Genomic DNA, 13,946 nt, shown 5'->3' with positions numbered 1-13,946 from the left:
TTAAGCGGACGGAGGACTCGCGCCTATCGGGGAAATCCCTGAATTGCGCTGTTGAATTCCCTCAATATAAAAAACCGTCAAGGACGTTGCAGCATCACAATGTCCCTGACGGTTTTCTGCGGTTCTTCACACTCTCAACGGCTTTTGACAAGTAGCTGGACGGCTTCCTTAATGACCTCTTCGGTGTCTCCCCCGTTTTCCAACTGCTCTCGGATGCACGCTTCCATGTTCGTCCCGACGATGTACAGGATGACCCGGTCCACAGCCGAACGCACAGCGGACAATTGATGGACGACATCCCGGCACTCTTTATCTTCTTCCATCATGCGCAAGATGCCGCGGGCTTGTCCCTCAATGCGTTTGATCCGGTTTTTCATGTCTTCCGTATAGTGCATCGTTTTCCCCTCCCTTCGCCAGCGTGAACTGAACGACGTAATACGCTTCGTGCGGATGGGTCAACACTGTGTCAAACCCGTGCCGGCGCAACGTTTGCTCAAGCTGTGCAGATGGTAACCGATCGGCGACCGGCGGCCCCACGTCCGTGTCCACGGCTTCCCACTCTAGCACGAGTCCTCTTCCTCCCGGCTTGAGGATGCGTTTCATCTCTTGTAAAGCGTTTGATAAGTTTCCTACTTCGTGTAAAACGAAAGCTGCCATGACCTTGTCCACTGAGTCGTCTTTTAGCGGGATGTCTTCCAGATCGCTCACAACGGATTGAATGTGGTGAATGTTTGCCGCTGCAGCTCTCCGTTTGAGTTCATCTAACATTTTCGGTTCGATGTCAACGGCATACACGTTGGTTTGCGTCGCTTTTGCGATCGGTAAGGTAAAGTAGCCGCTCCCCGCTCCCAGATCAGCCACCCGGTCTCCTGGGGCGATACAGAGGTTTCGGATAATTTCTTCTTGAGGGAGGAGCTGAACCCGTTTTGGATCGTGCAACTTCTGAACGTGTTCAGGTTTAAACCGGTGTCCGGCCATGATGGCATGACTCCTTTCAGAACGCCTTACCCCCAGAGGTATACCGTACACTTACAGTATACCACGACAGACCTTTAACCTGAAAATGCGCGCTACTCGTCCTTATGACATTGGCACGTGTCGTGCGAATGAGTCCCAAGGGAAGTGATCACACCATATTCAGTTCATTTGCGAGTACAAACAACGCTTCGTGGGGCTCTACTTTAAAACGTCGACCCAAATGTTCACCGCCGTAGCCAATATTAATACCGCTAAAATACCTTGCAACCACTTCGTGTTCATTCTCTGACTGACAGTAGCCCCGAGGGGTGAAGCGATCAAACTGGCGATGACCATGACGACAGCCGGCCAGAACAACACTTGTCCCGTGGCCACTTTTCCGACGGTCGTGCCAATGGAAGAAATGAAGGTGATAGCCAATGAACTGGCGATCGCCATGCGAGTCGGAATTTTTAAGACGACGAGCATGAGCGGGACTAAAATAAAGGCCCCTGCCGCTCCGACGACCCCGGCGGCGATGCCGACAGTGAGGGAGATGGCGGAAGCTAGCAGCTTGTGGAATGTCACCTGGTCAAGCGGTTGCTCGTCGATTCCCTTTTTCGGGACGAACATCATCGCGGCCGCAATGGACGCTAGGACGGCGTACGTGACGTTAATGGCGTCACCGCTCAAAAACTTGGAGCCGTAACCCCCAATAAAGCTTCCGGTTACAGTGCTCACACCCATATACGCGATTAGACTTTTATTCAAGTACCCGCCTTTGCGAAATGCCCAGACTCCCCCGATTGTCGCGAAAAAGACTTGGACGGCACTGATCCCGGACACTTCATGCGCGTTGAACGCGGCCAAACCGAGAAGCGGCGGCACGTACAAAAGCAACGGATACTTAATGATCGACCCGCCAATTCCGACCATGCCGGAGATAAAAGATCCGATAAAACCGATAGCGAAAATTGTCATAATAAGTTCAGCCGCCATCGACTCTCCTCCTTTGTTTACAAACGAAGGGCACCCTTCTTACACGGATGCCCTTCCCTCGTTTAGCTTTTGCGAATAAAGAACGTGAGTACACCGTCTTCTTCCTTTGTCTCCAGCAAGGTGTGCCCACTCGACTTGGCCCAAGCGGCCAAGTCGCTTCTAGATCCCTTATCTGTCGTCTGGACTTCAAGCACTTGTCCTGACTGGAGGCTGTCCATCGCTTTTTTCGTTTTGACGATGGGCATCGGGCAAGACAGACCTTTTGCATCCAACACTTTATCCCTGTGCATCTTAGCAACCTCCCTTTCGACAAACATTACTCGTGAACGGCGCAATGGTTTGGCCCGATTTCCATTTCACTTTGTTCATCTGCGTTCGGATGGAGTTTTCCCATGTTCACTTGACGAATTTCTTGATAAGCATTCGGCCGGGGCGGTAAGTTTTCCGTGACGGTGACGCGAAATTCGTCATCGCTTTCGATTCTAAGCCCTTTGTTATGGCGGTAAAGTTCGCCCAGCTTCTCCTGTACGCTTCCGTTGGGATTTAACTCCCTCATGTCACTGAAATGTGCCGGCAGTACAACGAGGTGACCTGGCAGTTGCCTGTACGTTTCGTACAGTGTATGGCGTAAATCGTCGACCCATTCCTTTGCCTTGCCGGCGAGGTCGGGACGGCCGATGGACGCCACAAACAAGAGATCCCCCGTCAACAAGTACTTACCGTCTACGATGAGCGACGTGCTGCCGATCGTGTGTCCCGGCGTGTGCACGGCCTTGATTTCCACTTTTCCTCCACCGAGGGCGATTGACGTTCCGTCCACTAAAGGACGGTAATCGAAGGTCACTTCTTCCGCATCTTTCGGCGGCAGCCAGTAAAGAGCCCCCGTCTGTTTTGCCAGTCGTCGGCCGCCCGAAATGTGATCGGCGTGAACGTGAGTGTCGATAATGTGCCGGATGGACAAACCGTTGTCCTTTGCAAACTGCGTGTAAGCATCCACCATGCGGTTCGCATCGACGATGGCCGCCTCGCCGTCTGCTTCAATGACGTAGGAGAGGCACCCTTTCCCGAGGCGGACGAATTGGTAAATCGATCCGCCACCGCTCAGTTCACCTATTTTGACCGGTTCTAAATGCTCGCTCCACGCCTTCATCCCGCCTTGCAAGTAAGACAAGCGTTTAAAACCGGCATCACAAAGTCGTTCTGCGACGTACTTGGCTGACCCTTCTTTGGCGCAAACGACGAGAATGTCTTCCTCTTGCGGAAGTTGGTGGGCGACGGAATCGACTCCATCCAACAGCTCAAAGTAAGGCTTGTTGAGTATCTGAAAATTCTCGCCTTCAACTTTCCAATCGGCAAATTCACGTTCATTGCGCACGTCCAAAATAAACAGCGGTTCTTTGTCTATAACTTTCCTCGTCAGCTGTGCTGCACTCATCGGTTGTACCGTCATGTTAAACAGACCTCCTTCAAAATGATCATGTTGTTTTTTCCGTCGGGCCGGTCCACTCTGTCATTCCCGGCACTGTGTTTTTCACCTTTTTAAATCCAGATTGCGCCAACAGTTGGGCGGCTACATCGCTGCGGTTCCCGGTGCGGCAAATGACGTAAATGTCATCTTCCCGGTTGAGTTCGTCAAGGCGTTGTTCTAACTCTCCCAGCGGAATCGATATGGCTCCGGGAATGTGACCGAAGGCGTATTCCGCCGGTTCCCGTACATCGAGTATGGTGAACTTCTCTCCAGCTTCGAGTTTTTGGCGAAGTTCCTCCAAATCGGCGACATGCGGGTGCTTCGCTTCCTTTTTCTCTTCATTCGGGTTGGCTTTTCGCACGTAATGTTTCAGGACATCACCTTCCTCTGTCGTTCCCAAGTACTGATGTCCAGTGCTTTTGGCCCACGCCTGAATGTCGGCCAAAGACCCTCTGTCGGTCGCCTGGACTTCCACGACCTGTCCGGGTGCGAGATGGTCCATCGCCTTCTTTGTTTTCACAATGGGCATGGGACAGGACAGACCTTTGGCGTCTAACACTTTGTCTACCGATATTTTCACTGTGAGACCTCCCTTCAGAAGCGCTCGTTTATCGCCATATACATTTACGGGTATAGGTATATTTGGCCGCAAATTTTAACGCGGCGATTTGCCACGAGACTCTTGTTGCATGAACTTAAATAAACAAATTAACATTGCGCTCTGATGCATCACCGATGTAAGTTCCGACACCGCCGTACTCTAAGCCGTCGATCAACTCTTCTTTTTGCAGCCCGAGCAGATCCATCGTCATCGTGCAGGCTACCAATTTCACGCCTTGTTCCTTTGCCATTTCGATTAGTTCTGGCAAAGATGCCGTCTGGTGCTTTTTCATCACATGTTTGATCAATTTCGGGCCGAGGCCGGCAAAGTTCATTTTGGACAGACCGAACCTTTCCACGCCTCGCGGCATCAATTTACCAAACGCCTTTTCTAACAGCCCCTTCTTTACCGGCACGCGTTCGTCCTTCCTTAACGCATTCAGCCCCCAGAACGTAAAGAACATCGTCACGTCGTGACCAAACGATGCCGCTCCGTTGGCAATGATAAAGGCAGCCATCGCTTTGTCCATATCGCCGCTGAAAAGGATGATCGTCGTCCCTTTTGGCTGTTCAGCCATTCGTTTCACCTCCTTTTGATTTATACCTATACCTGTATATGTATATTACACGACAAACGAATATTATGCAACCTTTGTTTTCCTCTTTGGAGAGGTCTTCGAGAATGTTGTAAAGTAATAGTAGCTTAACCCTTTTTTAGTATTCACGTTTTGATGCTTACCGTCGGAGGTTTGCGATGAACACGCAAGGCAAATCTATTTTAATTGTGGAAGACGACGCTAAAATTAGGAACCTTGTACGCGCGTATTTGGAAAATGCCGGCTACGAGGTGAGTGAAGCAGCCGATGGTATTGAAGCAAAGAAGCAATTTAAACAGGAGGATCCGTGTTTCGTGATCATCGATTTGATGCTCCCCAAAACAAGCGGGGAAGCCGTATGCCAGTGGATCAGGCGTGACATGAAGAGTGACGTTCCGATTATTATGCTCACCGCAAAAGCCTCAGAAAAAGACCGCATCAAAGGGTTGCAAATGGGGGCCGACGATTACGTGACGAAGCCCTTCAGTCTGAAAGAGCTCGTTGTAAGGGTGGAAACGGTGTTTCGCCGCACCGCGCAGCGTTGTCAAAAAATTACGTTCAGAGGACTGACCTTAAAACCGTTGAAAGGAGAAGCTCATTTTAAAGGAACTCCTCTCACCCTCACCCATCACGAATTTAAATTATTACACTTTTTGATGAAACACCCGAACCAGATTTTAAAGCGTACCCAGATATTAGACGAATTGTACCCCCATTTCGACAAAGTCGTTACAGAGCGGACAGTGGACGTCCACATCGGGAAGCTGAGGGAAAAACTGCGCCACGTGAGTGAAGAGGAATGGATCGAAACGGTGAGGGGAATGGGGTATCGCTTCATAGCGTATTAAATTCATCCCGAATCACGACGAGCAATCAGATTGGACCTTCTGACCTGACCCGTCTCCTCTAGGCGTCGAAAGAGGACGTGTGTTCGGGGCATGATGTCCCTCACCCGATATTTGGTCCAAACACTCGCTGCTCTATCGAGGAGGACTGGCCGAGGATCCGTTTCTTTAATGAACGTCTCCAGTTTTCAGACAACAGTTCGCACGTTGCGAGTTCTTCTGCTAGTCGCCTGTTGTCTTTATGAACATACATGACGTCGTTGCACGCAGCGATCGTCCACTCTGGGTGCGGCCGTTCGATCAATTTCAATTCAATGCCTGATTGGACGTAACCTTCTTTCAGAACACGGAAGTACCAGCCGGTCCTGCCGCTGTTTTGAATTCTTAATGCAAAATCTATGACCCGAAATCTCCTTGCCGGTTTCCAGCACGGCCGCCGGGGCTGGGATACTTGGATAATGGAATCGCCCAATTGGTATGTGTCCCCGACACACACCGAACACTCATCCATGTCAAGTACTGCCAGATTCTCACCCATGGCCCCTACATCGATCGAGTCCAGCTCTAAATCTTTTTTCCAGTAGTCATAGTGTTTGATCGGATACGCAAAAACGGCTTTTTCCGGACCACCGTGGTTTTTCTTATCGGCCACTTCATCTCCTTTAAGACCCGTTCTCTCCAGCCAAAGGGGGCCATCCGTTTCTATCTTGAACATGCCGCTCTTCCACGGTCTGTCCATGCGATTCAGAGCATCAGGGGTCCCCAGCTGTTTCACTTTTCCGGTCAGTATTTTATGGACAAACGGTTTCCCCATTGTGACACCTCCAACATGAACAGTACTATTACTTTAAATCCTACCATTTCCACAATCTGTTGTTCAGACAGGAATCACTGTATATTTTCATCGATCGTTGTGCACGTTAATGACAGATACATATTGTATGACGAATGGTGTTGAGTCTAACATGAATCGTTCACCAGACCAACATAAAGCGAATCAGGTAGATAAAAATAAGGATGAACACTTACGGGGGACGTTTGTATCCGTCTTATTCATTGGCGGAGTCATATTGGCGATGTGGTTGATTGTTTTCTATATCTACATAAGCGTGACTCTTTAAAAAGTTTGGATTGAGAAAGGGCGAATCAAATGGACATCCCCCGCTATGAACGCATTTGGCTTGGGATCGGCATTGGAACACTCATCCTGTTTTTGCTCATAACCGGGTTTATGGGGTTTTACATGGGCTTACATCCGACGGACGGAATGGAAAAGACGATTGAGCCAGAAAAAGTGACGGAATCCCCGCCTTTTGACCGTCCCTGACTTCGACAGATCGGTTCCAACGAGTACGTCCTTACATCCGTGTCGTACGTTTTCGGTTACGATCCAATGGAAGTGACTGTGCCGACAGGAACAAAAGTACATTTTCAAATGACAAGCAAAGATGTCGTCCACGGATTTTATATTCCCGGAACGACAGTGAACATGATGGTAGAGCCTGGGCACGTTACAGAGCAAACCTTCACGTTTAAAGAACCAGGAGAGTATTTGGTCCTTTGCCACGAGTACTGCGGTTCCGGTCACCATCTCATGCAAGGAAGAATTCACGTGACAGGAGAGTGATATCCGTGTCAGAAAGTACAACAGCACGCGAAACGGGTGACACATTGGCGAAACATCGTTTTGACCCGCGAGATCGGCACCTGATTTTAGCTCATGTGGGAATCGCAGTGGGAGCCCTTCTAATCGGGGCTGTCGCAGGATTGCTCCAGGTCGTCGAAAGGGCCGGATGGGTCCAGCTCCCTGGAGGGATCAACTACTACCAAATGTTGACGGTGCACGGAGTGCTTCTGGCGCTAGTCTTTACGACATTTTTCATATTCGCTTATTTGTACGCCGGTCTCGCCCGCACACTGGATGGTCAATTGATCCAATCGTCACGCACATTGGCGTGGATCGGGTATGGCATGATGACCTTAGGCACCGTTCTCGCCCTCGTGCACATTTTAACGAACGACGCCAGCGTCCTGTACACGTTTTATCCGCCCCTTCACGCCGCCCCCTGGTTTTACGTCGGTCTGGCCCTTTTAGTCGTGGGCAGCTGGCTCGCTTCCGTCGTTGTCATCTTAAACTACATCCGTTGGCGGAAAAAAAACAAAGGGGAACATTCGCCGCTCTTCGCCTACATGGCGCTGGCGATTGTCATTTTGTGGTTGCACGCCAGCCTCTTTGTGGCGATAGAAGTCGTCGTGCAGTTGATTCCGTGGGCGTTTGGCTGGGTCGACCGCGTCAACGTCTCGCTCAGCCGCACCCTTTTCTGGTACTTCGGGCATGCCCTCGTGTACTTCTGGTTGTTGCCGGCGTACATTTACTGGTACGTCAACATCCCGCAAATAATCGGAGGAAAAATCTTCAGCAGCTCTCTCCCCCGCTTGACGTTTATTCTGTTCATCCTGTTTTCCATTCCGGTGGGCCTTCACCATCAACTCAACGACCCAGGTGTCGAATCGTTCTGGAAGTACCTCCAAGTGACGTTGACGATGGCCGTTGTCGTCCCAACGCTGATCACCGCTTTTTCCATATTGGCGACATTTGAAATGACGGGACGCGACAAAGGGGCCAAAGGGTTGTTCGGCTGGGTGAAAAAGTTGCCCTGGAAAGATGTCCGGTTTTTCACACCGTTTGTGGCCATGGCCATCTTCATTGTCGGCGGAGCTGGAGGAGTCGTTCAGGCGAGTTATCAATTAAACCAGCTTGTACACAATACGTGGTTTATCACCGGCCATTTCCACATGACGCTGGCATCTACCGTCGGACTCACGTATTTCGCTGCTTTGTACTGGATGATCCCCATTATGCGCAACCGTAAATTGACGCCAGGCTTGAACCGGTTGGGCATTATACAGACCGTGACGTAGACGGTCGGCATGTTGCTCATGTCGGGCACGATGCACATTGTCGGCCTGATGGGGGCGCCGCGGCGCACCAGCTTCTCCACTTACGCCGACCACGAAGTCGTATCGTCCTGGACGCCTTACTTACAACTGATCGGTGTCGGCGGCATTTTCCTCTTTATTGCCATTTTAATGGCGGTATACATCTTTATCCACTTGTGGTTCTTCGCGCCGAAAACCGACCAGCCGGCCGAGTTCCCCATCGGTGTGGTGTACGAAAAGGCGACCGAACCGCCACGCATTTTAGAGCGCTGGTCGGTGTGGATCGGCGTGTCTGTCGCTCTGTCGATGATCGCCTACGCGATGCCGTTATCCGACATGATTCTAAACCCCGCACCAGGCGCTCTCCCGATGAGACCTTGGTAGAACTGCCGGCACTGTCAAGAAAAAACGGTCATGCGAAGGGAGGTACCCCTTTTCGCATGACCGGCACGACAGCGGGAAGACTATTTCTTTTCAGCCAGCCAACTGGCTAACTCTTGCACTTCGTCGTCTTGAAGTTGTGACATCGCTGGCATCTGGCCCCTGCCGTTTTGAATCACATCGGCAATTTCTGATTCAGACATGTTAGCCCCGACCGTTTCCAAACTCGGTCCCATGCCGCCTTCCAGATTCCCTCCGTGACACGAAGCACAATTCCCGCTATAAATTTCTTCTGCGTTGGCCGTAGCTGCTGCACCCGTATTGTCTTCTGCACTTTCGGCGTCGTCACTCGTTTCCCCCGAATCACTGGAGCAACCAGCGACGAACAGTAAAACAACCGCGACCAAGCCGAGAAACCACCGTAACCGATACAACGTGACGACCTCCTCTAAAGTTTATGTAATGTAACGGCCGTGCTGAGACACAGGCGCCTGTGCTCAATTTAAATGTATACGAGGCACCGGCATCATACAATGAACGTTTGTTGAACGTTGTTTGACAGATTCGCGACTTGTCACGGTTAATCACGGTCGGCTTGCCATTTGAAACGGCTGATCACGTGCTGAAGCCTGTCCACAGCGGAAGCGAGAGACGATGCCATGTTTCCAATTTCTTTTACCCGCGACAGCTGCTCCTCGGAAGAGGCTGCCATCTCCTGGGCGCCCGCTGACGTTTCTTCTGATACAGCTGCTACGTTCTCCGCTTCGTCAAGCGTTTTTTGTACACTCTGTTGCTGAGTCTCAACTTCTTGAGCGATGGACTGGATCGCTTCCATTACTTGCTGAACAGAGTGCGTCACATCTTCCAACGCCGCCTCGGCTTCTTCCCCCCGGGAAGCTTCTTCAACAGCAGAGTCGGCCTGCATTGTAATCTGTTCAACGACACGACTCGTCTTTTCTTGCATTTCGTTAATCAAGCTGCGTACTTGTTTTACCGCTTCCTGACTTTCGTTTGCCAGCTTTCTCACTTCTGTCGCCACCACGGCGAAACCGTGACCATGCTCTCCCGCCCGCTCTGCTTCAATAGAGGCATTTAAGGCGAGAAGCTGCGTCTGCCTCGCTATCTCATCCACCGTTCTCGTTATTCGGCCGATGTCTTTTGCTCTGTTTTCGAGGTCTTTCACAGTCTGGATCGAGACGTCGCTTTCCTTGGCGATGGTGCGCATTCCTTCCACTAACGCCTTCACTACGCGTGCGTTGCGCTCCAAACTGTCATACATGCCACGGGATAATTCGGAGGAATGACGGGTGTGGGCTGTGATGCGTTCCCCCTGGCGGTGTATCTCTTCCATTGACTGGGCGGTGACTTGACTGGCTTCAGCCTGTCTTTCTGCTCCTTTTGATATTTCCTCAATCGTCTGTTGCATGTACCCGGTAGATTCGGCCGTCTGTTTCGCGTTTTCCGTCAGGCGGGCGACGTTGTCGGCTGTTTCGGTAAAATGCTCATGGATGCTCTCTACAATGTTGCTGAAGGAATCCATCATCTCATTAAAATTTTTCCCCAGCTGACCGAATTCATTGTTCTCATCCCCGTCGTAACGCTCTGTTAGATTGCCGGTCGAACCGCGGTTGACAGTCTCTTGCAGTTTCCGTAAAGGGCGGATGAGAAGGTAGGTGGTCACCATCCAGGCAAAAACGAGCGACCACCCGATTCCCAGTATGAGGACGATTAACGTGTACACCCCGTCGTTCATCGTTTCGGGAAACCATTGCCGCACGACAAGCAGGCAAAAGGCTGTGACACCGTAAGTGATGAGGCTAATGAGTCCGAAAGCACCGACCATGCGTACACGCAGTCCGTAATTCCGTAACCATTTGTGCACGTGTTCCCCCAGTTTCATCTGTTTTTCCCCCAATCTAATACGTACTTACTGATAAGTATCGGTAAGAAGAGCCGGGGCCCTGAGTCGGCTTCTGTTAACATCTGTTGAAATGTTAAACATGCGGCACGAAGCAGTCTAAATTTCACGCGCGCTCTAGACGAACTAAAAGACGCATCTGGGATATAAATAGGCGTTTTGCTCCCAATAGTGTTTGTGATTAGGCCGTTGTCAAGATTCTGTAAGTAAAAGCGCACCCCCTTATTCACGCAAAAGGGATGCGCTTTTTTACTTAAAGTAGGTAGAGGAAATCCCCGCTCAACGCCTTGTTTCGCTACACACCTGAAATGGTCTAACGGCATCCGGCATCGTGCAATTGTCCTGCCAATCCATAGAAGCTCCGCAAAGCCCTTAGGGCGTTGAGTGCGAAAAAGGGGATGACGACTCTTGCTAACGACTGTACACAAACTCGATGTCGTCGGTCTCTTTGTTGTGCTGTACTGTGAGGGCCTGATCATAGAAAAACCACATGTCGTCTTGCTCGACGTAAAACGTAACCCCGTCTACCACTGTTTTCTCCCCAATTTGGCTGGGAGGTGTCACATGGACTCCGAGGGAAAAGCCGTTTCCCGGGCCGTTCATCCCGCCGTAACGCACGTAAAACCGAACGTAGTCCCCTGAGTCCACCTTGAGTTCCCGCTTTAACCAGCGGGCTGCATCCTCTGTCAGTGTAAAAGGCATTCGGGCCATCCTCCTGCTACTCCGGATTTTCATCCTTCATCCTGCTGCGAGCACACATTTCCCCTGCATGGCGTCACCCGTTCATCCGCCACTTACCGGCGGAATCAAGACGACAGTGTCAGAAGACGTCACGTTTTCATCCGGATCGACGTATTCTTCGTTGACGGCGACCATGCACGTTTCCAATTTGTCGGTGAGACGGGGGTACTGCCTTGCCAGTTCACGTTTCAATTGCTGAACTGTGGTGCCTTCGGGGACGGACAGTTCCACCCTCCTCGCCCCGATTTCTTCTGCCAATCCGGCAAACAATTGAACTTTAATCATTTTCCTGACCTCCTAAGATCGGTTTTCCCTGGGGGTAACACGTTGTCTCCAACTGATCTCCAACCCAGTAACTGCCGTCTTCCCAATGCTCTTTTTTCCAGATCGGGACCATTTCTTTTATGCGTTCGATGGCGTAACGGCACGCTGCGAACGCTTCCTGCCGGTGCGGTGTGGACACGGCAATGGCAACGGCGATATCACTGATGTCCAGACGCCCGATGCGGTGGACGATGGCCACGTTAGACTCAGGGAACTGCTCTTGAATTTCATCTCCTATCTGGCGCATTTTCTTTTCTGCCATCTCGACATAAGCTTCGTATTCTAAGAAGAGTGTCCGCTTTCCGTTCGTCAGTTCCCGTACCGTGCCCAGGAACGTGGCGACGGCTCCCGACCGAGGGTGGATTACCTGTCGGACGAGCTCTTGAAAGTCGATCTCCTTTTCCGTTATCGAATAGTTTCTCACGTCAATCCTCTTCTTTCACATGTTGTAGTACCCGTTCAAAAACGCCTTGATCGTCGTCTTTGTCAAAAACGGGGACCGTTGTGCCGGATACCGGTATCCAGGAAACGACTGCTATCAGACGACTGACTTGCATCAGCAGAGGCAGGTGTTCTTCAGTCCGAATGAGGACAATTTTGGGATAAGGCGCCCATTTATACCCTTCGACGAGAACGAGATCGAGTCCGTCCATCTCTAGGAGCAGTTCATCGAGGGACACAGCGCGCTGGCGGATGACGGCCGTCTGTTCCTCTGACGCAATGGCGACCGTCTCAGCTCCGGCCAGACGGTGTTTCCACGTGTCTTTCCCGGGATGGTCGATGTCAAACTGATGCGCGTCGTGTTTGACCGTTCCGACACGCCATCCCCTTTCGGTCAAAAGATTGACGAGGCGACAGAGAAGCGTCGTTTTACCGCTGTTGCGGTAGCCGACAATCTGGATGACAGGGGGGCTGATGGGCTTGATCTTCATTCTGCCACGTCCAACAAGACGACTGTCACGATTTCTCCGTCGGACAGCCCTTTGCCTCCCGGCGGGACGACGATGAGGCAATTGGCATCTTTAATGGAGGAAACGATCCCCGACTTATCAACTCCCACCGGTTGCGCAAACAGCTGTCCGCCTTCCGTGAAACACGTGCCGCGCACGAAGCGCTGAAATCCAGAAGGCTTTGTGTAGTCTCCGACGAGCCGTGCCTGTCGTTCCGGCAAGTACCGTTGTTTCTTTCCTTGCATTCCCCACAGCACGGGACGCACAAACAGCTCAAAACCGACGAAGCAAGCCCCGGGATTGCCGGAGAGTCCGAATAGAAATTGCCCGTTGCGAATACCGACTGAGGTCGGACTTCCTGGCCGCATCGCCACTTTGTTAAACAGCAACTCGCCGTCCCACTTTTGGAAGATGTCGACGAGAATGTCGTAATCTCCCACTGAAACGCCACCTGTCGTGATCACCACGTCCACCTTGTCAAAGGCGCCCACTATTTTCTCCATCGCCAGTTCGACATCGTCTGGAACCATTTCGAGGATGCGCGGCACCCCGCCCGCGGACTGTACTTGTGCCGCCAACATGTAGCTGTTGCTGTTACGAATTTTTCCCGGCTGGAGAGGCTCGTTTACCGGGAGCAGTTCAGAACCCGTGGCGAAGATCGCGGCCGTCGGCCTGCGATACACGTTCACTTCGTTGTAACCGAACGTCGCAAGGAGCGCCGCTTCACCGGCGTTCACTTTTCGCCCCCGCTCCATGAGCAACGTCCCTTCGGCGAGATCGGACGCGACTTGCGCCGTGTTTTCTCCCGGCTGCATCTCTTTCTTGACTGCCGTGTACACCACGCCGTCCCGTTCAACCGTGTCCGTCATCTCCAGCATGATGACTGCGTCAGCCCCATCCGGGACAGCCGCCCCGGTCATGATGCGCGAACACGTACCGGCTTGAACCTCTCGTTTCGGGACTGCTCCGCACGGAATGTGTTCAATGACTCGCAGTAAAGCGGGATTGTCCCGTGTTGCGTTCTTCGTGTCTTCAGAGCGGACGGCAAACCCGTCCATTCCCGAACGGCGAAAGTGCGGTACCGGATGCGTAGCCTCTATATCTTCAGCCAAACGCCGCCCGACACTGTCCAGCAAAGGCACCCGCTCAGTCGGACCGAGTTGAACGTGCGGCGCCATTCGCGCCTGTGCTTCTTTCACTTTAATCGGCTCTCGGCGAAAGCGCATC

At 51.8% G+C, this 13,946-nt stretch carries 18 protein-coding genes and 1 pseudogene; 4 read left to right on the top strand and 15 right to left on the bottom strand.

Going from position 1 to position 13,946, the window contains the following annotated elements:
* Positions 1–134: 134 nt before the first annotated feature.
* The 7 genes from B0W44_RS13980 to B0W44_RS13950 all read right to left on the bottom strand — a co-directional run bounded on the left by B0W44_RS13980 (position 135) and on the right by B0W44_RS13950 (position 4,602).
* Entirely contained in the window at positions 135–395 is a 261-nt protein-coding gene (locus B0W44_RS13980) for a metal-sensitive transcriptional regulator (protein ID WP_077720562.1), read from the bottom strand.
* Entirely contained in the window at positions 352–978 is a 627-nt protein-coding gene (locus B0W44_RS13975) for a class I SAM-dependent methyltransferase (RefSeq protein ID WP_077720561.1), read from the bottom strand. Before B0W44_RS13975 ends, B0W44_RS13980 begins: the two co-directional genes overlap by 44 nt.
* A 198-nt stretch (positions 979–1,176) precedes the next feature.
* Complete coding sequence (locus B0W44_RS13970; protein WP_077720560.1) at positions 1,177–1,956, bottom strand: sulfite exporter TauE/SafE family protein; 780 nt, start codon at positions 1,954–1,956, stop codon at positions 1,177–1,179.
* 62 nt (positions 1,957–2,018) lie between these two features.
* Entirely contained in the window at positions 2,019–2,246 is a 228-nt protein-coding gene (locus tag B0W44_RS13965) for a sulfurtransferase TusA family protein (protein ID WP_077720559.1), read from the bottom strand.
* 26 nt (positions 2,247–2,272) lie between these two features.
* Complete coding sequence (locus B0W44_RS13960; protein ID WP_077720558.1) at positions 2,273–3,406, bottom strand: MBL fold metallo-hydrolase; 1,134 nt, start codon at positions 3,404–3,406, stop codon at positions 2,273–2,275.
* 25 nt (positions 3,407–3,431) lie between these two features.
* Complete coding sequence (locus B0W44_RS13955; RefSeq protein WP_077720557.1) at positions 3,432–4,004, bottom strand: sulfurtransferase TusA family protein; 573 nt, start codon at positions 4,002–4,004, stop codon at positions 3,432–3,434.
* Positions 4,005–4,119: 115 nt separating this feature from the next.
* Complete coding sequence (locus tag B0W44_RS13950; RefSeq protein WP_077720556.1) at positions 4,120–4,602, bottom strand: DsrE/DsrF/DrsH-like family protein; 483 nt, start codon at positions 4,600–4,602, stop codon at positions 4,120–4,122.
* 176 nt (positions 4,603–4,778) lie between these two features.
* Here B0W44_RS13950 and B0W44_RS13945 point away from each other — a divergent pair, with 176 nt between their 5' ends.
* Complete coding sequence (locus B0W44_RS13945) at positions 4,779–5,468, top strand: response regulator transcription factor (RefSeq protein WP_077720555.1); 690 nt, start codon at positions 4,779–4,781, stop codon at positions 5,466–5,468.
* A 100-nt stretch (positions 5,469–5,568) separates the two neighbouring features.
* Here the strand turns inward: B0W44_RS13945 and B0W44_RS13940 are convergent, their stop codons facing one another.
* A complete protein-coding gene (locus B0W44_RS13940; protein WP_077720554.1) occupies positions 5,569–6,279 on the bottom strand; it encodes an MOSC domain-containing protein in 711 nt (236 codons plus the stop codon).
* Positions 6,280–6,615: 336 nt separating this feature from the next.
* On the opposite strand from B0W44_RS13940, the pseudogene B0W44_RS13935 reads away from it, so the two are divergent.
* The 3 genes and pseudogenes from B0W44_RS13935 (at position 6,616) to B0W44_RS19115 (ending at position 8,789) form a co-directional block, all read left to right on the top strand.
* Positions 6,616–7,092, top strand: a pseudogene (locus B0W44_RS13935) (cytochrome c oxidase subunit II).
* Between the two features lie 5 nt (positions 7,093–7,097).
* Positions 7,098–8,387: a cbb3-type cytochrome c oxidase subunit I gene (locus tag B0W44_RS13930; protein ID WP_335582622.1), complete on the top strand. Its 1,290-nt coding sequence runs from the start codon at positions 7,098–7,100 to the stop codon at positions 8,385–8,387.
* Positions 8,388–8,396: 9 nt separating this feature from the next.
* The gene (locus B0W44_RS19115; RefSeq protein WP_335582621.1) at positions 8,397–8,789 is read left to right on the top strand and encodes a hypothetical protein; all 393 of its coding nucleotides are present in this window, start codon (positions 8,397–8,399) and stop codon (positions 8,787–8,789) included.
* Between the two features lie 80 nt (positions 8,790–8,869).
* Here B0W44_RS19115 and B0W44_RS13925 read toward each other — a convergent pair whose 3' ends face one another.
* The 7 genes from B0W44_RS13925 to B0W44_RS13895 form a co-directional block, all read right to left on the bottom strand.
* Positions 8,870–9,220, bottom strand: coding sequence for a c-type cytochrome (locus tag B0W44_RS13925; RefSeq protein ID WP_077720553.1), 351 nt, complete (start codon positions 9,218–9,220; stop codon positions 8,870–8,872).
* Positions 9,221–9,366: 146 nt separating this feature from the next.
* Positions 9,367–10,686: a methyl-accepting chemotaxis protein gene (locus B0W44_RS13920; RefSeq protein ID WP_077720552.1), complete on the bottom strand. Its 1,320-nt coding sequence runs from the start codon at positions 10,684–10,686 to the stop codon at positions 9,367–9,369.
* Positions 10,687–11,115: 429 nt separating this feature from the next.
* Positions 11,116–11,406, bottom strand: a complete 291-nt coding sequence (locus B0W44_RS13915; protein WP_077720551.1) for a HesB/YadR/YfhF family protein — start codon at positions 11,404–11,406, stop codon at positions 11,116–11,118.
* 81 nt (positions 11,407–11,487) lie between these two features.
* On the bottom strand, positions 11,488–11,730 hold the full coding sequence (moaD, locus tag B0W44_RS13910) for a molybdopterin converting factor subunit 1 (protein ID WP_077720550.1): 243 nt from the start codon (positions 11,728–11,730) through the stop codon (positions 11,488–11,490).
* Positions 11,723–12,178, bottom strand: coding sequence for a molybdenum cofactor biosynthesis protein MoaE (locus B0W44_RS13905; RefSeq protein WP_228441685.1), 456 nt, complete (start codon positions 12,176–12,178; stop codon positions 11,723–11,725). Before B0W44_RS13905 ends, moaD begins: the two co-directional genes overlap by 8 nt.
* A gap of 16 nt (positions 12,179–12,194) precedes the next feature.
* Positions 12,195–12,701, bottom strand: coding sequence for a molybdopterin-guanine dinucleotide biosynthesis protein B (gene mobB, locus B0W44_RS13900; RefSeq protein ID WP_228441182.1), 507 nt, complete (start codon positions 12,699–12,701; stop codon positions 12,195–12,197).
* Positions 12,698–13,945 (bottom strand): molybdopterin molybdotransferase MoeA, encoded by a 1,248-nt coding sequence (locus B0W44_RS13895; RefSeq protein ID WP_077720548.1) that lies wholly within the window; start codon positions 13,943–13,945, stop codon positions 12,698–12,700. The genes mobB and B0W44_RS13895 overlap by 4 nt, the downstream gene beginning before the upstream one ends.
* Between the last annotated feature and the right edge of the window lies 1 nt (position 13,946).

The organism is Novibacillus thermophilus (assembly GCF_002005165.1).
Classification (GTDB): Bacteria; Bacillota; Bacilli; order Thermoactinomycetales; family Novibacillaceae; genus Novibacillus; species Novibacillus thermophilus.
The sequence above is the reverse complement of the archived record's forward strand: the minus strand, read 5'-3'. Positions and strand labels throughout refer to the sequence as shown.